The organism is Micromonospora sp. NPDC018662 (assembly GCF_044391475.1).
Lineage (GTDB): Bacteria > Actinomycetota > Actinomycetes > Mycobacteriales > Micromonosporaceae > Micromonospora.
In genome coordinates this window covers 106,919-133,853 of sequence record NZ_JBISAC010000012.1, presented here as the reverse complement: position 1 = coordinate 133,853, position 26,935 = coordinate 106,919, and the positions used below count along the sequence as shown (strand labels likewise).

Annotated in this window: 10 protein-coding genes; 1 reads left to right on the top strand and 9 read right to left on the bottom strand. The window is 77.1% G+C overall.

Annotated elements, in window-relative coordinates; genetic code table 11:
* The first annotated feature begins 4 nt into the window (after positions 1-4).
* Positions 5-2,320, top strand: coding sequence for a lantibiotic dehydratase (locus ACH495_RS27265; RefSeq protein ID WP_396860557.1), 2,316 nt, complete (start codon positions 5-7; stop codon positions 2,318-2,320).
* Here the strand turns inward: ACH495_RS27265 and ACH495_RS27260 are convergent.
* Genes ACH495_RS27260 through ACH495_RS27220 form a run of 9 tightly spaced genes read right to left on the bottom strand, consistent with a single transcriptional unit; the run spans position 2,288 to position 26,935 of the window.
* Positions 2,288-7,651, bottom strand: coding sequence for an amino acid adenylation domain-containing protein (locus ACH495_RS27260; RefSeq protein ID WP_396860556.1), 5,364 nt, complete (start codon positions 7,649-7,651; stop codon positions 2,288-2,290). The two genes, ACH495_RS27265 and ACH495_RS27260, sit on opposite strands and share 33 nt — an antisense overlap.
* Entirely contained in the window at positions 7,648-12,006 is a 4,359-nt protein-coding gene (locus ACH495_RS27255) for an SDR family NAD(P)-dependent oxidoreductase (RefSeq protein ID WP_396860555.1), read from the bottom strand. The genes ACH495_RS27260 and ACH495_RS27255 overlap by 4 nt, the downstream gene beginning before the upstream one ends.
* The gene (locus ACH495_RS27250) at positions 12,003-14,306 is read right to left on the bottom strand and encodes a lantibiotic dehydratase (RefSeq protein WP_396860554.1); all 2,304 of its coding nucleotides are present in this window, start codon (positions 14,304-14,306) and stop codon (positions 12,003-12,005) included. The genes ACH495_RS27255 and ACH495_RS27250 overlap by 4 nt, the downstream gene beginning before the upstream one ends.
* On the bottom strand, positions 14,303-17,797 hold the full coding sequence (locus ACH495_RS27245) for an amino acid adenylation domain-containing protein (protein ID WP_396860553.1): 3,495 nt from the start codon (positions 17,795-17,797) through the stop codon (positions 14,303-14,305). Before ACH495_RS27245 ends, ACH495_RS27250 begins: the two co-directional genes overlap by 4 nt.
* Positions 17,794-19,443: a beta-ketoacyl synthase N-terminal-like domain-containing protein gene (locus tag ACH495_RS27240; RefSeq protein ID WP_396860552.1), complete on the bottom strand. Its 1,650-nt coding sequence runs from the start codon at positions 19,441-19,443 to the stop codon at positions 17,794-17,796. Before ACH495_RS27240 ends, ACH495_RS27245 begins: the two co-directional genes overlap by 4 nt.
* Positions 19,440-21,812 (bottom strand): amino acid adenylation domain-containing protein, encoded by a 2,373-nt coding sequence (locus ACH495_RS27235; RefSeq protein ID WP_396860551.1) that lies wholly within the window; start codon positions 21,810-21,812, stop codon positions 19,440-19,442. The genes ACH495_RS27240 and ACH495_RS27235 overlap by 4 nt, the downstream gene beginning before the upstream one ends.
* On the bottom strand, positions 21,809-23,170 hold the full coding sequence (locus tag ACH495_RS27230) for a DUF6002 family protein (RefSeq protein WP_396860550.1): 1,362 nt from the start codon (positions 23,168-23,170) through the stop codon (positions 21,809-21,811). Before ACH495_RS27230 ends, ACH495_RS27235 begins: the two co-directional genes overlap by 4 nt.
* Positions 23,161-24,330: a potassium transporter TrkA gene (locus tag ACH495_RS27225; protein WP_396860549.1), complete on the bottom strand. Its 1,170-nt coding sequence runs from the start codon at positions 24,328-24,330 to the stop codon at positions 23,161-23,163. The genes ACH495_RS27230 and ACH495_RS27225 overlap by 10 nt, the downstream gene beginning before the upstream one ends.
* Positions 24,311-26,935 carry an amino acid adenylation domain-containing protein gene (locus ACH495_RS27220; RefSeq protein WP_396860628.1) on the bottom strand — a complete coding sequence of 875 codons (2,625 nt, stop codon included), beginning with the start codon at positions 26,933-26,935 and terminating at the stop codon, positions 24,311-24,313. The genes ACH495_RS27225 and ACH495_RS27220 overlap by 20 nt, the downstream gene beginning before the upstream one ends.

Genomic DNA, 26,935 nt, shown 5'->3' with positions numbered 1-26,935 from the left:
CCGGGTGCCCCGAGAGCATCTCACGCCCCTGCCCGGAACCCCGTGGCACGTCTGGCGTTCCGCGCTGCTGCGCTCGGCCGGCTTCCCGGCCGCCGGGATGCGCCGGTTCGCCGCGCCCGCGCTCGCCGCCGTCGCCGACGCCCACCTCGCCGGGGCCTGCGACGAGGCCGCCTTCGACGCCGCGTTCGACGCCGCCGCCGCCGAGCTGGGCCGGGCGGTCCACGACGTCGCCGGGGACGACGCGTTCCGCACGGCGCTCACCTGGCAGAACCCGGCGGTGCTGGTGGCCGTCGACGCGATCCGGCGGGACGGCCCGCACGCCCCGCGCAACCTGCGCCGGCGCCACCGGGAGGAGGTGGTGGCGAAGTACTGGCAGCGCTACTGCCTCAAGAACGACACGGTCGGCTTCTTCGGCCCGATCTGCTGGACCGAGCTGGGCGGCCCGGGTCCGGTCGCCACCGTACGGCCGGGTCCGGCCCTGACCCGGGACCGCCGGGTCTTCCTGGAACGGTGGGGGCTGGACGCGCTCGGCGCGGCGTTCGCCCGCGCGGCGGGCGTCCGCGACTGGCTGCCGGTGCGCCTGTCGCCGGAGCTGACGCTGCGGGACCGGGTGCTGCGGCACCCGCACCGCGCGCCGCAGGCGCTGCCGGCGGGGACGGCCGCGCTGCTGGCGCTGGCCGGGCGGCGACCGCGTGTCGGGGACCTCGTCGCCGGGCTGCTCGCGGACCCGGCCAGCGGTTTCCGTCGCGCCGCCGACGTGCACGCGCAACTCGACGCGCTCGCCGGGAGCGGCGTGCTGCGGATCGGCTTCGACCTGCCGGTCGACCTCACCGCCGAGGACGCGCTGCGCGACCAGCTCGCCGCGATCGGCGACGACGCGCTCCGCGCGCGGCTGCTCGGCGAGCTGGCCGAGGTCGGCGCGCTGCGCGACGCGGTGGCCGCCGCCGACGACCCCGACGCCCTGGCCGCGGCGATGTCCACGCTGGAGCGCCGGTTCGTCGAGCTGACCGGCCGGCCCGCGCGGCACCAACCGGGCGAGGTGTACGCCGGGCGCACCCTGTGCCACCTGGAGACCGTACGCGACCTCGACATCCGCTTCGGCGACGCGCTGCTGCGCCGGCTCGCCCCGCTGGAGCCGCTGCTGCTGTCGGCGCGGTGGCTGACGGCGGCGATCGGCGACGCGTACGCCGACGCGCTGGCCGCCCTCCACCGCGACCTGTCGGCCGACGCGGCGAGCCCGGACGTGCCCCTGGCCGACCTGTGGTTCCACGCCCAGGCGGTGGTGTTCGGGGCGGACCCGCCCAGCGCCGCCGTCACCGCCGACTTCCTGGCCCGCTGGGCGACCGTGCTCGGGCTGGCCGACGCCGACCCGGACGCCCGCGAGTTGCGCTTCGACGCCGCCGAGCTGACCGCGCGGGTCGCCGCCGCGTTCCCCGCCACCGCGCCCGGCTGGGCCGCCGCCCGGATCCACAGCCCGGACGTGCACCTGTGCGCCCCGGACGAGGCGGCGCTGCGGCGCGGCGACGTCACCGTCGTGCTCGGCGAGCTGCACGTGGCCCTGGCCGCGTTCGACACGCACTTCTTCGCCCACGGTCACCCGGATCCGCAGCGGCTGCGCGACGCCATGCGCGCCGACCTGCCCGAGGGCCGGGTGCGGCTGCTGGCCCCGGTGGACTGGCCCCGGCACACCGCCCGCATCGCGGAGTGGCTGCACGGGCCCGCCGACGCGCAGCTCGGCTTCACCGGCGCCCCCGGCGCCGACCCGGACCGCCTCGTGCCGATCACCGACCTCACGGTGCGACCCGATGCCGACGGCGGCCTGCGGGCGTACGCCGGGGACGGGCGGCAGTGGCCGCTGCTGGAGGTGTTCGCGCCGCTCGTCGACCACCAGGTGTTCGACACGTGGAAGCTGGCCGGGAACGCCGGGCACACGCCCCGGGTCACCGTCGACGATCTGGTGCTGGTGCGGGAGACGTGGCGCACCACGGTCGGCGCGACCGGGCTGCACACGGTGAAGGGCGAGCGGGCGCGCTACCTCGCGGTGCGGCGCTGGCGGCGCGCGCTCGGCCTGCCCGAGCAGGTCTTCGTCCGGGTCGACACCGAACTCAAGCCCACCTTCGTGGACCTGACCAGCGGCGTCTACACCCGGCTGCTGTGCACGCTGCTGCGCGGCGCGCACGAGCGGGGCGGGGAACGGGTCGGGCTGACCGTCACCGAGCTGCTGCCCGGCCCCGGCGACGCCTGGCTGACCGACGCGGCCGGCCGGGCGTACGCCTCGGAGCTGCGGCTACAGATCGTCGACCCGGCGCCCGCGCGGTAGCCACCGCGTCGCGTCCGCCGGGGCGTCCGGGGTCTCGGTGTCGAAGTGGCGCAGTCGGCGCATGCCGTACGCGCCCGCCGCCACCACGGCCAGCGCCAGGCCCGACACCACGAACGCGAACCCGAGCCCCCGACCGGGGCCGGTCCCGATCAGCGCACCGACGCTGCCGGCCAGGGCGCCGCCCGGGGCGAACATCGGTTCGAGCACGGCACCGCTGAGCGGCACCAGCACGGCGAAGCCCAGCGGCAACGTCGCCCAGGTCAGCGTCTGGATGATCGCCAGCACCCGGCCGTGGAACCGCTGCGGCACCTTCACCTGGATGAGCGACAGGTAGATGCCGTTGTGCAGGCCCAGACCGAGGCCCACGCCGAAGCTGCCGAGCGCGATCAGCGGCAGGTTCGGGCGTACGCCGCTGAGCACCAGGCTGATCGCGACCCCGAACGCGATGGCGATCAGCGCGGGCATCCGGCGTCGGGTCGGTCCACCCCAGACCGCGACCGCCAGCCCGCCCAGGACGGCGCCCAGCGCCTCGGCGAACGCCACGGTGCCGACCTGGCCCATGGTGCCGAACGCCAGCACCATCGGCGGCACCAGCAGCAGGCTGGCCAGGCAGAGGTTGTAGAGCGAGAAGAAGCCGAGCATGGCCCGGAAGCCCGGCTCCGCCCACGCCATCCGCGCCCCGCCGACCAGTTCGGCCAGGAACGGCTCCTTGCGGCGGCGGCCGAGCAGCCGGGGAAAGCGCACCACCGCGAGCACGCCGATGGCGACCGTGTAGCTCACGATGTCGATCAGCAGCACACCGGTCAGGCCGACGGCCGCGAGCAGGCCCGCCGCCAGCAGCGGCACCGCCAGCGAGCTGAGCCCCACGGCGAGCTGGGCGATGCCGTTGGCGTGGCCCAGGTAGCGCTTCGGCACGACCTGCGGGATCGCGGCCAGGTAGGTGATGCGTTGGAACACCGACGCCGCGCCGAGCACGCAGACCAGCGTGTAGACGGCGGCCAGCCCCAGCCTGTCGGTCCACAGCAGCGTGGCCAGCAGCGCCTCCGCCGTCACCGCGACCGCGCAGGCGGCGATCAGCACCCGACGCCTGTCGAACCGGTCCGCGACGGTGCCGGCGACCGGCAGCGCCAGCAGCGCCGGCAGGTAGGCGATCACCCCGGACAGGCCGAACCACAGCATCGACCCGGTGCTCAGGTAGACCCAGACCGGCACCGCCCACTGGGTCAGCGCCGAGCCGGTGGCCGAGATGAGCTGGCTCGCGGTGAGCGCCAGGAACCGGCGTACGCCGGGTTGCACCCCGGCCTCGACGGCGGCCGGGTCGGCGCTGGTCGCGGCGAGTTCCCAGCCGTCACCGGCGACCGGAGCGGGCGCGGTGGCCGGCGCGGACAGGCCCGGGTGGGTGAGCACCTCGGCGAGCGCCCGGGCCCGCTGCTTGACGAAGTAGTGCCCGGCCTGGTCGAGGACCACCAGCGCGGTGGACTGCCCGAGGAAGCCCCACTCGCGGTAGCGCTCCTCGTAGTACTCGGTGAGCACGTCGTGGGTGCCCACGACGGAGATCACCGGCGCGGGGACCCGGACCGGCTCGGCGTCCAGCCAGGCGGTGAACCGCTCCTGCGCCTCGGCCGCCTCGCGCCGCACGTGGTGGACGAACCGGTCGACCTGTGCCGGGTCCAGGTCGGCCAGCTCGGCGCCGATCGACCGCAGGAACGTCTCGTAGCGCCGGTCCGCGCCCCGCGCGTCGACCCAGTCGACCAGCCGGCCGAGCATGTTGTCCGGCCGGGCGGTGGGGAACACGCCACCGGCGTAGATCGCCTCGATCGGCCGGCCCCGCTCGTGCAGCCGCCGGGCGATGCCGGTCAGCAGCGCGCCGCCGACGCAGTGACCGTAGAGGACCAGCGGGCCGTCCACCCGGTCCTCGATCTCGGCCACGCACCGCTCGACCAGCTCGTCGAAGGGCAGCTCGGTGTCGTCGACGCCGACGTCGTGCCCGGGGACGGCCAGGGAGTAGAGCGTGTGCCCGGGCGGCAGCTCGTCCGCGAGCGGCTGGTAGATGCTGGCCAGCCCGCCGCCGTAGGGCACGCAGACGTAGGACCGCACCCGTTGTGCCGCCGGCACCGGCCGGGTCAGCTCGTAGAGCAGCGGACGCCGGCGGTCCTCGGCCGGACCGTCGATCAGCGCGGCCAGCCCCGCCACGGTGGGGTGCTGGAACAGGTCCATCACGCCGACGTCGACCGGCCCGTACGCCGCGCGCAGCGTGGCCAGCATCCGGATCGCCAGCAGCGAGTGCCCGCCGAGGGCGAAGAAGTCGTCGTCGAGGCCGACGTCGGCGACCCCGAGCGCGTCCTGCCAGGCGGCGGCGACGGCCCGTTCGACAGGGGTGACCGGTGGGCGGTGCGCCGCGGCGCCGCCGCCGTCGGGCACCGGGTCGGGCAGCGCGGCGGTGTCCAGTTTCCCGTTGGCGGACAGGGGCAGCGCGTCCAGCGGCACGCACGCCGACGGCACCATGTAGTCCGGCAGCCGCCGCCGCAGCGCCTCCCGCAGCGCCGCCGGGTCCACCGCCCCGGCGCCCGCCGCCGGCGTCACGTACGCGACCAGGCGCTGACCGGCGGGGGTGGCGCCGCGGACCGCGACGGCGGCGGCGCCGACGCCCGGCTGCTCGCGCAGCACGGCGGCGATCTCCCCCGGTTCGATCCGCAGCCCCCGCAGCTTCACCTGGTCGTCGAGGCGACCGAGGTACTCCAGGGTGCCGTCGGCCCGCCAGCGGGCCCGGTCGCCGGTGGCGTAGAGCCGCCCGCCGGCCGCGCCGAACGGGTCGGGGCGGAACGCGTCGGCGGTGAGCCCGGGCCGGCGCAGGTAGCCCCGGGCCACCTGCACCCCGCCGAGGTGGAGCTGCCCGGCCACCCCGACCGGCACCGGCCGCATGGCCCGGTCGAGCACGTGGGCGCGCACGTTGCGGATCGGCCCGCCGATCGGCACCCGGGTGACAGCGGCCAGCGCGGCGGGGGTGGCCGCCCAGGCGGTCACGTCGATCGCCGCCTCGGTGGGCCCGTAGAGGTTGTGCAGCGACGCCGCCGGGAGCGCGGCCACGGCCCGGCGGGCGAGGTCGAGCGGCAGTTCCTCGCCGCTGCACACGATCCGCCGCAGCGAGCCGCACCGGGCCAGGTCGGCGTCGTCGGCGGTGGCCAGGAACGCGTCCAGCATCGACGGCACGAAGTGGACGGTGGTGATCCGCTCGCGGGCGATCAGCTCCCGCAGGTACGCCGGGTCGCGGTGCCCGCCCGGCGCGGCCAGCACCAGCCGCGCGCCCACCACGAGCGGCCAGAACACCTCCCACACCGACACGTCGAACCCGATCGGCGTCTTGTGCAGCACCGCGTCGTCCGGCCCCAACGCGAAGGCGTCCTGCATCCAGTCGAGCCGGTTGACCACGCCGGCGTGCGCGTTGACCACGCCCTTCGGTCGCCCGGTGGATCCGGAGGTGTAGATCACGTAGGCCGCGTTGTCCGGCCCGGCGGCGACCCGGCCGGTCACCGGTCCCGGCCGGTCCGGACCGGTCAACGGCAGCACCGCGCCCGGGACGGCTCCCGGCCGGTCCGGACCGGTCAGCGGCAGCACCACGCCCGGAACGGTGAGGCCGGTCGGCACCTCGTCGGCGAGCAGCACCTCGGCGCCGGCGTCGGTCAGCATGAACGCCAGCCGCTCCGGCGGATGGTCCGGGTCCAGCGGCAGGTACGCCGCGCCGGCCCGGTGGACGCCGAGCAGCCCGGCGACGAGCCGGCTGGAGCGGGGCTCGTGGACGGCGACGACCGACTCGGGCCCCACCCCGTGGGCGGTCAGCCGCCGGGCCACCCGGTCGGCGGCGGCGGACAACTCGGCGTAGGTCAGCCGGGTGTCGCCGTCGACCAGCGCCACCGCGTCCGGTGTGCGCCGGACCTGGGCGTCGAACAACTCGGCCAGGGTGCTCCGGCGCACCGGGGCGGCGGTGTCGTTCCAGCCGGTCACCACGAGGTCCCGTTCGGCGTCCGACATGACCGGCAGCGCGCCCACCCGGGTCTGCGGCGACGCGACGGCGGCGGCGAGCAGCAGCAGGTAGCGGTCCGCGAACGCGGCCATGGCGGCCGGCTCGAACAGCGCGGTGTCGTACTCCAGCCGCAGCTCGTCGCCGGCGATCTCCAGCGACAGGTCGTCCATCGCGCCGCCGAACGCCGCGCCGCGCCCGGTCGGCAGGTGGTGGAACGTCACCTGGTAGAGCGGCGGCAGACCGGGGTCGCGGCGCACCGCCAGGTCCTCGACCAGCTTCTGGAACGGCATGTCCTGGTGGTCCCACGCGTCGAGCACCACCCGGCGGACCCGGCGGACCAGCGTCCGGAACGGCGGATCACCGGAGACGTCGACGCGCAGCACCAGCATGTTCATGAACATGCCGAGCAGCGGTTCCAGCTCGGCGCGGTCCCGGCCGGCCACCGGCATGCCGACCACGACGTCGTCGCTGCCGGACAGCCGGTGCAGCAACGCGACGAACGCGGCGAGTTGCACCATGAACGGGGTGGCGGCGGTCTGCCGGGACAGCTCGGGCAACGCCTCCGGCACGCCGTCGGGCAGGGCGCGGCGCACGTCGGCGCCGTGGAACGCGCGCGTCGGCGGGCGCGGGCGGTCGGTGGTCAGCCCGTGCACGGCGGGCAGGCCGGCCAGCGTCTCCCGCCAGTAGTCGCGCAGCTCGCCCCGGCGGGGGCCGTCGAGGCGGTCGCGTTCCCAGGCCGCGTAGTCGGCGTACTGGACGGGCAGGTCGGGCAGGTCCGGCGCCCGGCCCGCCACCGCGGCGGCGCACAGTTCGGTCAGCTCCGCGCGCAGGTTGAGCAGCGACGTGCCGTCGAGGATCACGTGGTGGCCGGCGAAGAGCAGCCACCAGGTGTCCGCGTCGAGCCGCAGCAGCCGCGCCCGCCACAGCGGCAGGCCGTCCATCGGCAGGTCGAGGCGGGCGTACTCGGCGACGATCCCGACGCGGGCACGCTCCCGCTCCGGCGGCGGCAGTCCGGACAGGTCGGTCACCGGCAGCTCCACCGGCGCTGTCGGGTGGATGTCCTGCCGGAGTTCGCCGTCCACCAGGCACAGCGTGGTGCGCAGCGCCTCGTGCCGTTCGGTGACCGTCCGCAGCGCGGCGAGCGCCTGCTCCGGGCCCGCCCCGGCCGGCAGGGTGACCGCGTCGGTCATCGTGAACAGCGGCTGCCCCGGGCTGAGCTGGGCGGTGAACCAGACCCGCTCCTGGGCGTACGAGGCGGCGGCGCGGTAGACGCCGTCGACCGCTGTGAGGTCCGGCGGCGACTCGGTCACGCCGGCCGCCCCGGCCGGCGCAGGCGCGGGATCGGTGTCTCCGCCGCCGTGGCCGGCGGGGTGGCGCGCAGCGCCTCGATCCGGGCGGCCATCGCGGCGACCGTCGGCGCGTCGAACAGCACCCGCATGGACAGCCGGGCGCCGACGGCCTGGCGGATGCGCAGCACCAGGTGCGCCGCCACCAACGAGGTGCCGCCGAGCCGGAAGAAGTCGTCGTAGGGGCCGACCTCGGCGACGCCCAGGACGTCGCGGAAGATTCCGGCGACGGTGGCGGTCAGGTCGCCGTCGACGGCGGTCACGGTGGTCGCGGCGGTGGCCGAGGCGAGCCGCCGCTCGTGGCCGGCGACCGCGGCCACGGTGTACGCGCCGATCGCGACCGAGCCGGCGCGGCCCCCGGCGAGGACCCGCCACGCCGCCGCCGTCGCCGCCGCGGCCGGCAGCCCGTCGTGGTCGGGCACGCCGTCCTCCCGCCACGCGCCCCAGGCCAGCGCCACCACCCGGGTCGGCCAGCCGTGCGGGGCGCGGGCGTACGCGTCGAGGAACGCGTTGGCCGCCGTGTCGTCGACCCGGCCCAGGCCACCGGCGAGCGCGGTCACCGAGGCGCTGAGCGCCACGAAGTCCAAGGGCAGGTCACCGAAGACCTCGCGCAGCACCAGCGTGCCGGTGAGCTTCGGCCGCAGTTCCGCGGTGGCCTCCGCCAGCCGTGACCCGGCGGCCAGGCCGGTGTCCGGTCGCCGCGCGGCGTGGATGATGCCGTCGAGACCGCCGAGGTCGCGCAGCACCTCGTCGCGGACCGCCCGCATCGCGTCCGGGTCGGCCACGTCGGCGGTGAGGTGCCGCACCCGGGCGCCCGCCCGCTCCAGCGCCTCGATCCGGGCGGCCGGCGGCGCGGTGGCGCGGCTCACCAGCACCAGCCGCGCGCCGGGCCGGGCCAGCTCGGCGGCGAACGCGCCGCCGACCTGGCCCGAGCCGCCCGTGATCAGATACCGCCCGCCGTCCCGGACGACCGGCCCGGAACCGGCCCGACCGCCGGCCGGCACCGCCGCGAACTCGCGGATCCAGCGACGCCCACCGAGCCGCAGCGCGACCGCCTCGGCCCGGTCGACGCCGAGCAGCTCGTCGGCCAGCGGGTCGACGGCGGGTTCGCCCGGGTCGGCGTCGATCCAGTGACCACGCAGGCGCGGGCGTTCCAGCGGCGCCGAACGCACCACCCCGGCGACCGTCGCGTGTTCCGGGCGCAGCAGGTCGGCGCCGGTCACGTCGGCCACCCCGGCGGTCACCACGTCCAGCTCCACGTCGGTGTCCGGCAGCGCCTCCAGCAGCGTCAGCAGCGCGAGGTAGCCGTGGTCCTGGGCCGCCGACACGGCCGCCACGTCGGAGCCGGCCGGGTCCCCGTCGAGCGGCCAGGCGTGCACGATCCGGCCGGCGCGCTCGTCGTCGGCGCACTCGTCGAGCAGCCGACGGTGGTCGGCGACGCTTGTCGGCCGCACGTGGTAGCCGTCCGGGCGGACCGCGAAGGCCGGCCCGGGGCGGACCACCGTGACGTCGACGCCGCGTTCCCGCAGCCGCTCCGCCAGTGCCGTGCCCCGCCGGCCCGAGGCGAACAGCAGCAGCGCGGCCGGCGCCTCGGCGGGCGTCGCGGCGGGCAGCTCGCGCCAGAGGGGAACCTCGACGACGCCGTCGTCGTGGCGGCGGTCGGCGGCCGGCGCGGCGGGCGCCACGGCCACCGGCGCCGGGTCGATCCAGTGCCGGGTCCGCTGGTACGGGTAGCCGGGCAGGGACACCCGACGCGGCCGGCCGGGCGTGGGCAGGTGGACCGGCACCCCGGCGGTCCACAATCGGCCGGCCGCCTCGTGGGCGGTCTGCCGGTCGGTCAGCCGCTCCCCCGGCGCGGGCAGCGTGCGCAGCGGCGCGCGGGCCCCCGGCGGCAGGCTGAGCCGGGCCAGCCCGGCGAGCTGGCGGCCGGGGCCGCACTCCAGCAGCAGCCACCCGTCGGGCGGGCCGGTCGCCGCGAGGGCCGCCACCGTGGCCCCGAAGCGCACCGGCCGGCACAGTTGCTCCGCCCAGTACGCCGGGTCGGTGAGCTGCGCGTCGGTGAACGGCGCGGCGGTCGCCGCCGACCACACCGGCGCCGTCGGCGCCCGGCGCGGCACCGCCGCCACCAGCGCCGCGAACTCGTCGCGCACCGGCTCCAGCAGCGGCACGTGCATCGCGTACGGCGTGCGCAGCGGCGTGCAGCCGATGCCGAGCCCGCGCAGCGTGTCGGCGAACGCGGTGACCGGCTCCGGCGCACCGGCCAGCACGCAGGTCTGCGGCCCGTTGCTGATCGCCACCGCGACCCCGGCCGGCAGCAGCGGCGTGATCTCGTCGGCGCCGCGCTGCACGGCGAGCATCCGGCCCTCCGGCGCGGCCCGGACCAGCCGGCCCCGGGCGGCGGCGAGGCGCACCGCGTCGGGCAGGTCGAAGACCCCGGCGACGGTGGCCGCCACCAGCTCGCCGATGGAGTGGCCGAGCATCGCGGCGGGCGTGACGCCCCAGTGCCGCCACAGCGTCGCCAGGGCGTACCCGACCGTGAACAGCGCGGGTTGCAGCACCTCCGGCTCGGCCAGTCGCTCGTCGGCCCCGGGTCCCGCGCCGACGAGCAGCTCGTGCGGGTCCCGGCCGAGGACCCGGGCGCACTCCTCGACGGCGGCGGCGAAGACCGGCTCGGTCGCGGCCAGCTGCGCGCCCATGCCCGGGTGCGCCGAGCTCTGGCCGGAGAAGAGCAGACCCACCCGGGGCGGGTGCGCCGCGTCCCCGTCCGCCCGGCGTCGCGGATCGGTCAGGGCAGCCGCCGCCCGGGCCCGGTCCACCGCGACCACTGCGGCCCGGTGCCGGTAGGCCGGCCGTCCCTCCCGCAGCGTGTACGCCACGTCGCGCAGCTCCAGCTCCGGCCGGTCGGTGAGGTGGGCGGCCAGCCCGGCGCACGCCGCCGCCAGCGCGGCCGGGGTCGCAGCGGACACCTGGAGCAGCTCCCCGCCGCCGTCGTCCGGTTCGGTGGGGGCGAGCGGTGGGGCCTCCTGGAGCACCAGGTGCGCGTTGGTGCCGCCGAGGCCCAGCGAGCTGACTCCGGCCCGCAGCGGGCGCTGCTCCGCCGGCTCCCACTTGGTCAGCGTCGACACCACGTAGAACGGGCTCGCCTCGAAGTCGATCTCCGGGTGCGGCCGGTCGTGGTTGATGCTGGGCGGGATCAGCCGGTGCCGCATCGACAACACGGTCTTGATCAGGCCGACCACGCCGCCGGCCGCGCTGAGGTGACCGATGTTGGCCTTTGTCGAGCCGACCCCGCACCAGCCCCGCTCGGCCGTGCGCCGCCCGTACGCCGCGCTCAACGCCGCGATCTCGATCGAGTCGCCCAGGACCGTGCCGGTGCCGTGCGCCTCCACGTAGCTGACCGAACGCGGGGCGACGCCGGCCACCGCGAGGGCCTGCACGACGACCTCCACCTGGCCGGTGACGCTGGGCGCGGTGAAGCCGGCCTTTGTCGCGCCGTCGTTGTTGACCGCGTTGCCGATGATCAGCGCCCGGATGTCGTCCCCGTCGGCCCGCGCGTCGGACAGCCGCTTGAGCACGACGACACCGACGCCGCTGCCGTAGACGGTGCCGTCGGCGCGCGCGTCGAACGGGCGGCAGTGCCCGTCGGCGGAGGTGTAGCCCTCGTCCGCGACGTACCCGACGGCGTGCGGCAGCTCCACGCACACGCCGCCCGCGAGCGCCGTGTCGCACTCGCCGTTGCGCAGCGCCTCGCTGGCCAGGTGCACCGCGACCAGCGACGACGAACAGGCGGTCTGCACGGTCATCGCCGGGCCCCGCAGACCGAGCCGGAACGACACGGTGCTGGCCAGGTAGTCCGGCTTGTTGCCCAACGACACCCGCAGCTCACCGGCGTCGGCCAGCGCGCGCGGGTTCCGCCGCACGTTGAGCCACTGGTAGAGGTCGGCGTTGCCGCCCGCGTACACGCCGATCTCGCCGTCGTAGCGGGCCGGGTCGCAGCCGGCGTCGGTCAGCGCGGCGTGCGCGTGTTCCAGGAACAGCCGCTGCTGCGGGTCGGCCAGCTCCGCGTCGCGCGGGCTCATCCCGAACAGGCCGGCGTCGAACTGGTCGACCTGGTCGAGCACGGCGGCCACCGGCACGTACGCCGGATCGTCGACTTCGTCGGCGGCGACGCCGCGGGCCAGCAGTTCCGCGCGGCTGAACCGGGTGAACGACTCGGTGCCGTCGACCAGGTTGCGCCAGAACCGCTCCGCCGAGGACGCGCCCGGCACGCGCAGGCTGAGGCCGACGATCGCGATCGGCTCCACTGTCTCGTTCGTCACGACATGACCTCCGGCTCGGCGGCATCGCGGATGTGCAGGCGCAGCTCGCTGACGTAATGGCGGCCCCGGCCGTCGGGCAGCCACGCCTGCGCCGGCGTGGGCAGCAACTCGGTCACCGTCACCGGCACGTCCGCGCCGCCCGCCCGCCGGGCCGCCCGCAGCATCAGGCAGAGCCGGTTGGCGTAGAGCGGGCTGGTCAGGTCGACGTACTCGGGTTTCAGCTCGGTGGCCACCCGGACGAAGACCCGCTCCGGCAGGCCCAGCGCGGCCCGCCACCGGCGTACCGCGAGGTAACGGCGCGCCGGGTCGACGGCGTCGGTCAGGTCGGTCGCCCCGACTGTGGTGCGCCACGTCTCCCGGGCCAGCACCAGCCGGTCCACGGTGACCCGGGGGCTGTGCGGGCGTTCGGTGATGAGTTTGAACGCGTCGCCGGCGTGCACCGCGATCAGGTCGGAGAACACCTCGACCAGCGGCCAGCGGGTGCCGTCGGGTCCGGTCGCCACCAGCACGCCGTCCACCTCGGAGATCAGCGCGGCGTTGGCCGGCACCAGCCGGTCCCGGCCCGCGCCGGGGGCGTCGGCGAACGCGAGCCGGTGGTCGTCCGGCCCGGACAGGGACGCCGACAGCCGGCCGCCGACCCGGGGGAAGTCGACCGGGTAGACCGGACGCAGCCGCGCCGGGCCCAGGTCCGCCGCGTACGCCCGGCGCAGCCGCGCCAGGTCGGGATGGCAGTGGGTGAACAGCTCGGCGTTGAACGTCGCGTACGCGGCGTGCAGCTCGCCGAGCACCGCGACGAACTCGGCGTCGGGCGACTCCGCGACGAGCTGGAGGTCCGGGCTGTGGATCCGGCCCGCGCTCCAGCCGGGTCGGGTGGCCGGGAACTGCGCGGCGACCCGGGGCGCCAGCTCGGCCGCGTCGACAGTCAGCCGCGCGGTGTCGGCGGGCAGGTCGGCGAGCCGGAGCACCCGTTCCCAGCGGGCGGCGAACTCGCGCGCGACCCGGTCGGCGGGCCGGTCACCGGGACCGAACAGCGGGCCCTGGGCGACGAACCACAGGTCCCCGAGCCGGACCGGCCCGTCGCCGCTCAGGTCGTCGTGGAGGTCGCGCAGCGCGTCGCCGTACGCCGTGGCCAGCTCGGCGGTGAGCCAGCGCGCGGCCCGCAACGGCAGGTCCAACGCCGGGGCGAGGGCGTCGAGCAGGTCACGGCCGACGGTGAACTCGACGTCGCGGACGGTCTCCTCGTGGCACAGCGCCCGCCCGGCGTAGTTCTGCCCGGCCCGGCGGCGCGGCGGCCGGCCGGTCAGTCCGGTGAACTCGGTGTCCAGGGCGGCCAGCGCGGCGGCCAGCGCGGCGGGGTCACCGGCGGCGTCGGCGACGCGGTCGCGGGCGGCGGCGAGCCGGTCCAGCCCGGCCCGGGCCGGCTCCCGGGCCGCCGGGTCGCCGACGGCGTCGATCCGCTCGCGCAGGACCGTCTCCGCGGCGAAGCCCGGCGGCAGGTCGAAGTCCCAGCGCAGCAGCCCTCGCTCGGCCAGGTGGGTGAGGAGCAGGAAGCCCTCCTCGGGCCGGCGCACGCCGGCCTGTTCGTCGCGGACCAGGTCGTCGACGATCTCCCGGGCGGGTCGGCGTCCGTCGCAGCGGGCCAACGCGATCGACTCGGTCAGCGACACCGGGGTGGGGCGCTGGGCGGGCCGGTGCACGACCCGCCCGTCCAGGTGGGCGTGCGGCGCCAGCGTCGGGGCCAGCCACGACCGCAGCAGCGGGTCCGCCGTCAGCCCGTCGGCGTACGCGGACAGCGCCCAGTGTTCCAGGTGGACGACGCGCCGGCGGAGCAGGCCGGGGCCGGGCCGGGCGGTGACGGCAGCCGGACCCGGCGCCACGGTGCCCCAGCACACCGGCCCGAAGAAGCCGATGGTCTCGCACTTGGCGACGTAGCGCTGCCAGTAACCGGCGACGACGTTCTCCCGGCCCCGGCGGCGGACGTTGCGTGGCCCGTCCGGGCCGTCGCGGACCAGCCCGTCCAGCGCCACCAGCACGTCCGGGTTCTGCCACGTGACGGCCTCGCGGAACAGCGGGTCGGCGGCGATCCCGCACACCGCCGCCGACGCCGCCCGGGTGGCGTCGGCGTACGCGGCCGGGAACGCGGCGTCGTCCACCTGGCCGGCGAGGTGCCGGTCGGCGGCGGCGGCGCAGTCCGGCGCGGCGAAGCGGTCCAGGCCGTCGGCGGGGAACCCGGCGCTGCGCAGCAGCACGTCCCGCCAGACCGACCAGCCGGTGTCGCCGAGGGGCACCAGGTGCGTCATTCCGGGTCACCCGCCCCGGCCGGCTCGTCGACGGCCCGGCGCAGCACCCGCTGGCGGCGCACCGCGCCCCGGCGGGCGGCCCGTTCCACCGCCGCGTCCTCGGCGCTGTCCCCCGCTGTCGCGCGCCCGCTGTCCAGGTGCGCGGCGAGCGCGCGGACGGTCGGGTGGTGGAACAGGTCCACCACCCGCAGGTCGGTGCCGAGCAGCCGGTTGAGCTGCCGCTGCACCACGGCGACGGCCAGCGAGCCGCCGCCGACGTCGAAGAAGCTGTCCGTCGCGGCCACCTCGGGCACGCCGAGCACGTCGCACCAGACCGAGGCGATCCGCCGTTCGGTGGCGGTGGCGGGGCGGGCGGCGGTCGCCCCCGGCCGGCTCGCGACGCGGGTGACCGGCGCGGCCCGGGGCACCTCGCCCGGGCTCCCGGCGGGGATCGCCGTCCAGGCGGGCAGCTCGGACACCGGTCGCTCGGGATCGGCGGCCCCCGCGCGCAGCACCCGCTCGACCTCGCCCAGCACGGCCGCCATCAGGTCGCCGCCGTAGACGTCGGGGTTGAACACGATCTCCACCCGGAGCTGCCCGTCCCGGGTCACGCCGTACAGGGTGAGGTCGAACGGGGACCCGGGCGCGGCCACCGGCACCGGCTCGCTGGTCAGGCCGGCCAGGTCCAGTTTCGGCTCGTCGAACGTGTACATGTTGAACAGCACCTGCACCAGCGGGCTGCGGTCCAGCAGGCCGCCCAGGCCGAAACCGCCGACGACGCGTTCCACCGGCGCCTCCGGGTGCGCGAGCGCGGCGAGCAGCTCGGCCCAGGCGGCGCGGACGTGCGCGGCGAAGCCGGCCCCGGGGAGCGGGCGCAGCCGCAGCGGCGCGATCTCGATGAAGAACCCGACCATCGGCGCGAAGTCGGCCGCGCGCCGGTCCACCGTGGGGGTGCCCACGAGCAGGTCGGGCAGGCCGGTGCGGCGGGCCAGGACCAGCGCGAACGCGGCCAGCACGGTGGCGGCCGGGGTCGCGCCGAGCCCGGCGGCGAGGTCGGTCAGGGCGGTGGTGGCGGACCGGTCCAGCCGGGTGCCGACCGTCGCGCTGGCGTACGTCTGCTCGGCCGGCCGCTGCCGTCCCCCGGGCAGCTCCACCACCACTGGCACGCCGTTCAGGTGCGCCAGCCACCAGTCCAGGTCGGACGCGCCGCGGCGCCGGGAGCGCTCCTCGCGCCACGCGACGTAGTCGCCGTAGGTGGCGGCCAGCGGCGGCAGCGGCGGCCCCTGCCCGAGCGCGGCGCGGTAGGCGGTGGCCAGGTCGGCGTGGAACAGCGACTGGGACCAGCCGTCGAACACGGCGTGGTGGGCGTAGACGGCCAGCACGTGTTCGTCGACGCCGGTCCGGATCAGCTCGGCCCGCCACAGCGCGTCGGTGGCCAGCGCGAACGGCCGCGCCGCGCCGGCCGCGAGGTGCGTGGCGAGGTCCGTGCCCGGCGGCAGGTCGCGGACCGGCAGCGGCACCGGCGCGGGCGGGTCGACCACGGCGTACGGCACCCCGTCGGTGTCGGGGATGCGCCAGCGCAGGATCTGCTGGCGGTCCGCGACGGCGGTGAGCGCGGTGGCGAGGGCCGCGACGTCGAGTGCGCCGGTGAGCCGTTCGGCGAAGGCGACGTTGTAGGCGGACGCGGCGGCCGGGAAGTAGCGGTCGAGGAACCACAGCCGGCGCTGCGCCGGGGACAGGGCCGGCGGCCGGCCCCGGACGGCGGCGGTCGGGCCGGTCCCGGCGGCGGCGTCGACGCGGGCGGCGATGCCGCGCAGCGTCCGCCCGAGCAGCACGTCCTCGACTGCGACGTCCCGGCCCAGCCGCTCCCGCAGGTCGGCGACGAGCCGCATCGCGGCGATCGAGTGTCCACCGTGGTGGAAGAAGTCGGCGTCGCGGTCGACGGCCGGCGCGTCCAGCAGCGCCGACCACGCCCGCGCGACGAGGCGTTCGGTGTCGGTCGCCGGCGCCTCGCCGGTCGGTTCCGGCTCCGGCGCGGCGGCGGTGAGCGCGGCCAGCCGGTCGACGTCGATCTTGCCGTTGATGGTGACCGGCAGCGCGGGCATGGTGTGCATCAGCGCCGGTACGGCCGCCGCCGGCAGCAGCCGCGCGCAGTGGGCGCGCAGCTCGGCCACGTCCAGGCCGGTCGCCACGTACGCGACGAGTTCCTGGCCACCGGGGCCGCCGCGTGCCTGGACGCTGGCCAGGTCGACGTCGGGATGACGGCGCAGCACCGCCTCCACCTCGCCCAACTCGATGCGCTGCCCGCGGATCTTGACCTGCCGGTCGGCCCGGCCGAGGAACTCCAGGTTCCCGTCCGGCAACCACCGGGCCAGGTCGCCGGTGCGATAGAGGCGCTGCCCGGGCCGGTCGGTGAACGGGTCCGGGACGAACCGCTCGGCGGTGCGCGCGGCGTCGAACAGGTAGCCCCGGCCGAGACCGGGCCCGCCGGCCAGCACCTCACCGATCTCGCCGGGACCGACCTCGCGGAACCGGTCGTCGACGAGGTGGATGCGGTGGTTGGCCGCGGGCCGGCCGATCGGGATGGGCCGGGTCCACCCGCCGCTGCCCTCGAACCAGGTCACCAGCACTGTCGCCTCGGTCGGGCCGTAGACGCTGACGAACCGCCGGCCGCCCTCGGTCCAGCGGCCGACCTGCTCCGGGCCGGTCGCCTCCCCGCCGGTCATCACCAGCCGTACGCCGGGCAGCCGGGCCGGGTCCAGCAGCGGCAGGACCGGCGGCGGCAGCACCACCACGTCGACGTCCTGCTCGGCGCAGACGCGGTAGAGCCGGGTCGGGTCGGCCCGCTCGGCGTCACCGGCCAGCACGACGGTGCCACCGGCGGCGAGCGGGGCGAGCAGGTCGGCCACCGACGCGTCGAACCCGATCGAGGCGAAGGCCAGGCAGCGGGTCGAGGGGCCGAAGCCGGAGAACTCCGCGATGCCGGTGACCGCCTCGGTCAGCGCCCGGTGCTCGATCACCGCGCCCTTGGGCCGCCCGGTCGATCCCGACGTGAACATCACGTACGCGGTGGTGGCCAGCGTGGCGGGCGTCGGGTGCCAGGGCGCGGTCGCGGCGGGTACGTCCCGCACGGCGTGGTCGGCGAAGACGCCGGGCGCGACGGCCGGCGTGCCCACCACGACGCGCAGGCGGGCCTCGGCGGCCAGCTCGCGCAGTCGCGGCGCCGGCAGCGCCGGGTCGAGCGGAACGTAGCCGGCGCCGGCCGCCTGCACGCCCAGCAGCGCCACCACCAGCTCCGGGCGGCGGTCCACGCAGACGCCCACCAGGTCGTCCGGGGCGATGCCGTCCGCGCGCAGCGACGCGGCGAGGGCGGCGGCGCGGCCGACCAGGTCGGCGTAGCTCAGCGTCCGGCCGCCCTGCGTCACGGCCGGCGCGTCGGGTCGCCGGGCGGCGTGTCCGGCGACCAGGTCGGGCAGGCACACCTCGGGATACCGCAGGTGGGGACCGATCATCGCGCCGCCTCGATCCAGTGCCGGGTCCGCTGGAACGGATAGCCGGGCAGCGGCACCCGCCGTCCCCGCGCCACCGGCAGGTCGCCACCGTCGCGCCAGGACCGGGTCGCGGCGTCGTCGGTCACCGGCCCGCCCCGGGCGAACGCGGTGAGCTGCGCGACCGCCTCCGGCACGTCGGCGCAGCCGACCGCGCCCCGGTGGGCCAGCCGCCGCCGGCCCACCGCCAGCGTGTGCGCCACGTCCGCGACCGCGAGGTCGCCCTCGGCCAGCCGCGCGGCCAGTCGCCCGGCCAGCTGCCGCAACGCGGTCGGGCTGCCCGCCGACAGGCCGAGCACCACCCGGTCGGGGCAGGCCCCGTCCCGGTCGCCCGTGGCGGGGGCCTGCTCCACCAGCACGTGCGCGTTGGTGCCGCCGAGGCCGAACGAGCTGACCCCGGCCCGCCGCGGCCCGTCCCACGGGCGGGTCCGCGCGGTGACCTCGACGCCCGCGGCGGCCAGGTCGACGTCGCGGTGCGCGCCGGTGAAGTGCGCCGTGCCCGGCACCTGCCCGGTCCGGACCGCGTACACGGTCTTGATCAGCGAGATCACGCCGGCGGCGGCGTCCAGGTTGCCGACGTTGCCCTTCACCGAGCCGAGCAGCAGCGGGGCCCGACTGCCCCGCCGGGCCCGGACCAGCGCCTCGACCTCGATCGCGTCACCGACCGGCGTGCCGGTGCCGTGCCCCTCCAGGTAGCCCACGTCGGCCGGGTCCCAGCCCACCGACGCCAACGCCTCCGCCAGCACCGCCGCCTGCCCGGCCACGCCCGGCACGGTGAAGCCGGGCCGGTCCGCGCCGTCGTTGTTCACCGCCCACCCGGCCAGCACGGCGTGCACGTGGTCGCCGTCGGCGCGCGCGTCGGCGAGCCGTTTGAGCACCACCGCGCCCGTGCCGTTGCCGAACACCTGCCCGGTGGCCGCCGTGTCGTAGGGGCGGCACACCCCGTCGGTGGCCAGCAGGCCGCCCGGCCGCAGGCGGTAGCCGGCCTGCCGGGTCGACACCACCGCCGCGCCACCGGCGACCACCACGTCGCAGCGGTAGTCCAGCAGGCTCTGCGCGGCCTGGCAGACCGCGACCAGCGAGGTCGAGCAGGCGGTCCGGACCGCCACCGCCGGCCCGGTCAGGCCCAGCGCGAACGCGGCACGGGTCGGCAGGTAGTCGCCGTCGGCGCCGGTCAGCGCGTCGTCCCAGTCCTCGGCCAGGTCCCCGGCGGCGGGCCGCAGGGCGGGGTTGCCCAGCAGGTGGTGACGCAGGTAGCGGTTGGGGCCGCAGCCGGCGAACACGCCGATCTGGGCCGGGTCGCGGTCGGGGTCGATGCCGGCGTCCTCCAGCGCGTGCCAGGCCACCTCCAGGAACAGCCGGTGCTGCGGGTCGAGCAGCGCCGCCGCCCCGGCCGGGTAGCCGAACAGGTCCGCGTCGAAACCCGCCAGGTCGTCGAGCCGGCCGAACACCGGCACCCAGTCGGGGTCGGTGGGCGCGCCGTCGGCGGCGGTCAGCCGGCGTACCGACGTCGTGCCGGCCAGCAGGTTGCGCCACAGGGTGACCGCGTCGTCCGCGCCGGGCACCCGGCAGGCCAGCCCCACCACCGCGATCCGGTCGTCCTCAGTCATGTGTCACCCTCCCCCGGGCCGCCGCCCCGCGCGGCCCGGCGCCGCGCCATCCGGCGGCCGACCGCCGCCAGGCGACCGTCCTCCGGTACGCCGACCGCGCTGCCCGCCGCCAGGTGTGCGGCCAGCGACGCCACCGTCGGGAACTCCACCAGCCGGGCCAGCGGCACCCGCCGCCCGAGCTGTTCCTCCAGGTGCTTCTGCACCAGGGCGAGCTGGAGCGAGTGGCCGCCCGCGGCGAAGAAGTTCACCCGCCGGTCCACGGTGGGCAGTCCCAGCACCGCGCGCCAGCCCGCCGCGATGGTCTCCTCGACCGGCCCCGACGGCGGCCCACCGGTCGGGCCATCGGCCTCCGCGTCCGGGTCCGGCAGAACGGCCGGGTCGGGCAGGGCGGCCGCGTCGAGCTTGCCGGTCGGACCGGTCGGCAGGTCCGCCACCGGCACCACGGCCCGGGGCACCATGAAGTCCGGCAGCACCGCCGCCAGCCGCTCCCGCAGCACCGCCGGCCGCAGGTCCGCCCCGCCGGCCGGCACGACGTACCCGATGATTTCCTGCTCGCCGGCGCCGGCCGCGCCACGCCGCGCCACCACGGCCGCCCGGCCCACCCCGGGCAGCCCGGCCAGGTGGGCCTCGACCTCACCCAGCTCCACCCGGTAGCCGCGGATCTTCACCATCCGGTCGCTGCGGCTCAGGAAGACCAGCGTCCCGTCCGGCAGCCGCCGGGCGACGTCCCCGGTCCGGTACGCCCGCACCCCGTCGTGCTCGGTGAACCGGGCCGCCGTCAGCTCCGGCAGCCCCAGGTAACCGAGCGCGACGTGCGGGGTGCGCACGACGACCTCGCCGGTCCGGCAGGTGGGGCGCCCGGCCGGGTCGGTCAGCACCACCTCGACGCCCGGCAGCGGGTGCCCGATCGGCACCACGGCCCGCTCCGGTCGCGCGCCTGGCGGCAGGTGGTGCTGCGCGGCGAAGCTGATCTCGGTGGTGCCGTACCCGTTGACGAACACCACGCCCGGCGCGAACGACCGCCGGGCCAGCGTCACGTCGTGCCGGGTGACCTCCTCGCCGCCGAGCAGGACCGCCCGGACCGACGGCAGCCGCCCGCCGTCGCCCAGGCTCGCCACCAGGTAGCGGTAGACGGTGGGGGTGGAGTGGTAGACAGTGACGCCCCGGTCGGCGAGCGCGCCGGCCAGGTGACCGAGGCCGTGCGCCCGCACGTCGACGGGAACGGCGGCGGCGCCGGACAGCAGCGCGGCGAACGTGTCGGTGACCGCCATGTCGTAGCCGAACGAGGTGAGCACGCTGGTGCGGTCGTCCGGCCGGACGGCGAAGTTGCGCACGTGGTTACGGATGCCGAACAGCACGTTGCGGTGGCTCTGCACCACCCCCTTCGGCCGCCCGGTCGACCCGGAGGTGTAGAGCACGTACGCCGGGTCGTCCGGCCGCGCCGGGCCATGCGGTACCGGCGGGCTGGACCCGGGAGCGCCCGGTCGCAGCATCACCACGGGCAGCTCCGGCAGCCCGGCGTCGGCGGCCAGCGTGGCGGCGAGCCGCGCGTGTCCGGAGTCGGTGACGACGGCCCGCACCCCGGCGTCGCGCATCATGCCGGCCAGCCGGATGATCGGGAACACGGGGTCCAGCGGCACGTACGCCGACCCGGACGCCAGCGCCGCGAGGATCCCGGTGATCGTGGCGACCCCGTGTCGGCACAGCACCGCCACCGGCGCGGGCGGCGTCGCGGGGTCGCCCGGCCCGGTCAGCGCCGCCGCGGTCGCGGCCACGGCGGCGCCGAGGTCGCGGTAGGTCACTGTCGCGTCGTCGGCCAGCACCGCCACCCGGTCCGGGTGCGCGGCGACCACCGCGGCGAACGCGGCGGGGATCGTCTCCCCGCGCACCGCGTCGGCCTCGGTGCCGTCGCCGCCGTGCAGCCGGCCCAGGTCGGGCGCCGGACGCCGCTCGTAGCGGGCCGCGCGCAGCACGTCGGCCGACGACGCGTCCGGGTCGAGCGCGGACAGCACGTCGATCAGGTCGGCGCGCAGGTCGTCGGCGTAGTCGTCGGGCAGCCCGGTCAGCGTGCCGGCGCGCAGGTCGGGGTCGATCCGGACGACGGCGTCGGGGGTGACGCCGGGCGGCGCCGGGCGCAGCGCGCGCCACAGCTCGCGGATCGGGGCGTCGACTGTCAGGTCCAGCGTCACCGGCTCGTCGCCGTGGCCCAGCGTCACCACCTGGACGCCGGTGTACCGGCGGAACAGCAGCGCGGTCGCGGTGAGGACCACAGTGGCCGGCGCGACCCCGGCGGCGTGGGCCCGCGCGACGAGCCGCTCGGCCCGCGCGGCGGGCAGGCCGAGCGGGTGGGCGGCCGGCGTCGGGCTCACCGCCGGCCCACGACGGCCGCCGCGACGTCGGCGACGGTGGACACCTCGGCGTCCGCGTCGGCGACGGTGAAGTCGTCGGCGTAGCTGCCGGTGCCGTGCACCACGATGTCGTGTCCGGCCGGCACCAGGCCCCGGTCGACGGCGTTGCAGACGCCGGTCAGTGCCATCACGATGGACCACTCCCGCAGCCGTCCCGGCTCGGCGGGCAGCACCAGTCCGGCCTCGGCCAGCCGTTCCCGGGCCGCCGGGTAGCGCTTGACGCACTCGCGCCGCGACACCACGATGCCGTCGCCGCCGTGCCGGTCGATCAGCGCGTTCATCGCCGGGGAGGTCACCGGGCGGTGGGTGTAGAAGGTCGGGTCGAGCACCTCGGCCGGGTCGTCGGTGACGGCCGGGAAGCGCGGGTCCTTGTCCTGCGTCCAGGCGTCCAGGCTCTCGTCGCGGGTCCAGGTCGGGACGTTGTCCCGCGCGAACGAGCCGTGGCGCAGGCTGAGCACCATGTCGGGCGTGCCGAGGTGCTGCACGAGCAGGAAACCGGGACGGTCGTCCGGGTCGGCCCGGCCGGCCGCCTCCAGCACGTCGCGGCCGAGGTTGTAGCCGAGCAGACCGAACGCGCTGGAGACGGCGTGGGCGTGCCAGCGGGCACCGGCCGCGCCGGTCGGGGCGACGTCGGCCTCGAACGCGGCCCGGGCCGCGTCGGCCACCAGGTAGTTCTTCAGGTCCAGCGTGTACCAGAGCGTGACGCCCTGTTCGTCGTGCAGCCGGGCGGCGTACGCGTCGACGAACGCGCGGCCGAGCGCCTTCACGCCCTCCGGGTCGTCGCCGGTGTAGCGCAGCAGCGGGTTGAGCCGGCGGGCGACCGGGTCGGCGGCGAGCGCGTCGTGGCGGAACTTGTGCCGGGTCGCCCGCGGCGCCAGCACCACGATGGCGAGTTGCTCCGGCGTGACCAGCCCGGCCGCGTACGCGCGGGCCACCGCGTCGCGCAGCGCGACACCCTTGTTGGCAGAGGTCGGGGTGACGATGCGCAGCCGGGCGCCGGTACGCCGGATGTGTTCCACCGCGCGGGCGACGATCACCAGGGACGCGAACGTCTTGGTGGTCCGGGTGCCCGGGTTGCCGGTCAGGTCGAGCAGGTGGAGGCGGTGGCCGCCGTACTCACCGAGCGGGGCCCAACGCACCGTGGCGACGGCGTAGAAGTCGCGCACGGCCGGGGTCAGCTCGGGCAGGTCGAAGCCGGGCGCGAAGCCGGGCGTGCCGGCGGCGTCGCCGGGGACCGCGCCGCACCGCCGCACCGCCGAGGCGATGACGTCCTGGTAGTCGGTGATCAGGTTGCGGGTGGTCGGGGCGGTCACGGACATCGGGCTTCCTCCCACACACTCCGGGCACGGGCCGGCGCCGGCGGCACCGTTCGCAGGTGGTCACGCAGGGCGGTGAACCGGGCGAAGACCTCCGGCAGCTCGCCGGCGTGCCAACCGCCGGCCAGGTCCGGCCGGTACGCCGCCAGCGCCGCCCGGGCCCGCTCCGGGTAGCGCACGTGGCCGTCGTCGACCTCGACGCCGTCCCGGCGCCCGGCGGCGGTGTTCCAGGCCGACGCGTGCGCCACGTCGACGCCGGCCGGCAGGCGCAGTTCGGCCCGACCGTCGCGTAGTCGGACCGGATAGCCGCCCGGCAGGCCCAGCGGACCGGGCAGGTTCGCCACCACCTCGTCCATCCCGGCGGCCAGCGCCGCCACCACGGCGGCCCCGGCGTGCCCGGCCAGCGCGTTCAGCTCCGGGCGGGGCAGGGCGCGGTAGCCGGCGAGCAGCGGCGTGACGTTCGGGACCTCCCGGCCGTCCAGCCAGGCGCGCACCTCGGCGGTGTCGTCGGCGGCGGCCGGGTCGGGCGCCGCGAGGTGGGCGTGGTGGCCGAGCACGGCCAACCGCCGGGGCCCGGGGCCGCCCAGCGCGGCGTCCAGGCAGGCGGCCAGCGTCGCCACGTTGCCGATGCCGCAGAGCACCGGCCGGCCCGCCGCGGCCAGCAGCGGGTTGACCGCGTCCGGGAAGGCGGCGTTCACCAGCGACGCGTCCGGCGCGCCGGCGGCCAGCGCGGCGGCCAGCCGGGACACCAGCTCGGCCTGCAACGCCAGCGTCACCCCGAACCCGGCGGCTGTGACCAGCTCCGTCCAGGCCGACGGCGCGTGCGTCCGCTCGTACGGCGACTGGGCCGACGCGGCGCAGACCAGCACGTCGGGCCGGAGCCGGGCCATCGACGCGGCGTCGGCGGCGTACCCGCGCCCGGGGTCGGTGGTGGACGGGGTGAACGGCCGGGCGGTGAACCCGACGGCGGTGCCGGCGACGGTGGCCCGCACCTGCGCGCCCCGGGCCAGCCGGTTCGCCGCGCCCGGGTCGCGGGCCAGCACTGTCACCCGGAGCCGGACCGGGGTGTGGATCGCGGCCAGGGAGTCGCAGAGCGCGCGGGCGAGCCGGCCGCCGCCCACCACGACGACGTGCCGGGACGCGTCACCGGGCGGCGCGGACATCGCGTCCCCCGTCGGTGACCCGGGTCAGCCAGTCGGCGAACGACCCGGCGCGCAGGCAGCCCGCCGGGCTGACCTCCAGGCCGGCCATCTCGCGCACCCGCACCGCCACCCGCAGCGCGGTCAGCGAATGCCCGCCGAGGGCGAGGAAGTTGTCGTCGTCGTGGACCGCGTCGACGCCGAGCGTGACCCGCCACGCCTCGCGCAACCGGTCGGCGAGCACGCCGCCGGGTTCGGCGGCGACGTCCGCCGGCCGCCGGGGTGGCGGCGGCAACTCCCGCCGCGCCACCTTGCCGTTGGGCAGCCGGGGCAGGTGGTCGACGAGGACGATCTGGTCCGGGCGCATCGCCGACGGCAGCGCCGACGCCAGGTAGCCCTGGAGCTGGGCGGTGGTCAGCATCTGGTCGGCGGGCTCGGCCCAGGGCGACCCGGCCGGCGGCTGCTCCCCCGGCCGCACCGCGTATAGGTAGCTGACGTCGGCGTCCGCGCCGACGTTCCAGTCGCCGACCTCGTGCACCACGAACCCGGCCGCCGACAGCAGCTCCCGCGCCCGGGGCGCGGTGACGCTGCTGCGCTCGACCTCCAGGCACACCTGACGGACGCGGGGCCAGTGCTCCGGGCGCACCCCGCGCAGCACGCTCAGCTCGGCGCCCTCCACGTTGACCTTCAGCAGGTCGACCCGGTCGAGCGCGAACCGGTCCAGCAGCTCGGACAGGGTCACCGTCGGCACGACGTGCGCCACCGGGGTCAGCCGGCGGCGCGCGTCCGCCAGCAGCGCGGCCCGTTCGGCGTCGTCGGCGGCGCCGACGCCGTGCCGGTAGTGCGACCGGACCAGCTCCGACGCCGCCCCGGCCCGGTCGGCGCCGAGGCCGGACAGGTAGCTCAGCTCGGGAAACGAGATCAGCTCGGCGGTGCCGGCGACGTCGGTCACCGCCGCCTCGACGACGGACGCCGACGCGGCGTAGAGGCCGAGGTTGGCCCGCAGGTACGGCAGCGTGTCCGGATTCGGTTCGACAGCGACCAGGCGTACGTCGCGGGCCTGCCGGGTCGCCCAGAGCGCGAACAGGCCGATGTTGGCGCCCACGTCGACGACGACCGCGCCGTCACCGAGGCGGACGCCGAACCGGGAGTATTCCGCGTGGTCGAAGATCTGCCGAAAGAGGAAGACCGCCTCGTCGGGCGAGGCGGCGGTCACCGCCATGCCGTTGGGCAGCCGGAACCGGGGCAGCCCACCGACCGTCGGGGCGCGTCTCGGCCGGGGCGCGACGTAGCCGACCAGGCGCGGCCCGGCGTCGGCGTCGGGCACGGTCACCACCACCGCGTCGTGCACCGCGGGATGCTCACGCAGCACGGCCGCGACCTCGCCCGGTTCCACCCGCACGCCCCGGACCTTGACCTGGTCGTCGACCCGGCCCCGGAACTCCAGGAATCCCTGCGGCGCGACCCGCACCAGGTCGCCGGTGCGGTAGAGCCGGCCGCCCGGCCGCTCCGGGTCGGGCCGGAAGCGTTCCGCGGTGAGCGCGTCGTCGCCCAGATAGCCCAGGCCGACCGCCACCCCGCCGAGCCACAGCTCACCGGTGTCCCCGTCGGCGACCGGCCGGCCCTCCTCGTCGCGCACGTGGGCGACCACGCCGTCGACGAGCCGGCCGATCGGGGCGATGCTGCCCGCGTACGGCTCCGCGCAGTCCCAGTAGGACACGTTGATCGAGGTCTCGCTCGGGCCGTACCCGTTGAACAGCCCGCACGGCAGCACCTCCCGCAGCCGCCGGACCAGCCGCATGTCCAGCGCCTCACCGCCACACAGCACCCGCCGCAGCGTCCCGCAGCCGGCGAACTCCGGCTCGTCCAGCACGTGCCGCAGCATGGTCGGCACGAAGTGCGCGGTGGTGACCGCCTCCCGCCGGATCAGCCGGACCAGGCCGAGGCCGTCGAACGGCAGCCCCGGACCGGCGACGACCACGACGCCGCCCGCGACCAGCGGGGAGAAGATCTCGTGCACCGACGCGTCGAACCCGATCGACGCCTTGTGCAGCACCCGGTCCTCGGCGGTGAAGCCGAACCGGTCGTGGCCCCAGGCCAGCCGGTTGACCAGCCCGGCGTGGTGCAGCACCACCCCCTTCGGCCGGCCGGTGGAACCCGAGGTGAACAACACCAGCGCGGCCTGTTCCGCGGGCGGCGCCCAGCCCGCGCGGTCCGGCGGGTCGAGGCCCACCCCCACCCCGGCGGTACGCACGTCGCGCCAGAGGGTGCCCGCCGGTGCGGCCACCGTCGCGGGCCGGTCCGCGTGGAGCACGACGCGCGGGGCGGCCAGGGCGAGCATCTGCTCGGCCCGGCCGGAGGGCAGCTCGGGATCGACCGGGACCGCGACCGCGCCCGCCCCGAGCGTCCCCAGCAGCGACGTCACGTAGTCGGCGGACCGGTGCAGGTGCAGGCCGACCCGGTCGCCCGGCCGGACGCCGGCCCGGCGCAGCAGCTCCGTCGTCGCGTCGGCCCGCTCCCACAGTCGCGCGTAGCTCAGCTCGCCGTCGGGGGCGACGACCGCGACCCGGTCGGCGTCCGGGCCGGTGGGCCGGTGCACCAGATCGGTCAGGTAGCGCGGATCGGACAT

Coding starts and splice junctions, on each gene's coding strand:
- ACH495_RS27250 (WP_396860554.1), bottom strand. CDS start 14,306: ATGACGCACCTGGTGCCCCTCGGCGACACCGGCTGGTCGGTCTGGCGG.
- ACH495_RS27245 (WP_396860553.1), bottom strand. CDS start 17,797: ATGATCGGTCCCCACCTGCGGTATCCCGAGGTGTGCCTGCCCGACCTG.
- ACH495_RS27240 (WP_396860552.1), bottom strand. CDS start 19,443: ATGACTGAGGACGACCGGATCGCGGTGGTGGGGCTGGCCTGCCGGGTG.
- ACH495_RS27230 (WP_396860550.1), bottom strand. CDS start 23,170: ATGTCCGTGACCGCCCCGACCACCCGCAACCTGATCACCGACTACCAG.
- ACH495_RS27225 (WP_396860549.1), bottom strand. CDS start 24,330: ATGTCCGCGCCGCCCGGTGACGCGTCCCGGCACGTCGTCGTGGTGGGC.
- ACH495_RS27220 (WP_396860628.1), bottom strand. CDS start 26,935: ATGTCCGATCCGCGCTACCTGACCGATCTGGTGCACCGGCCCACCGGC.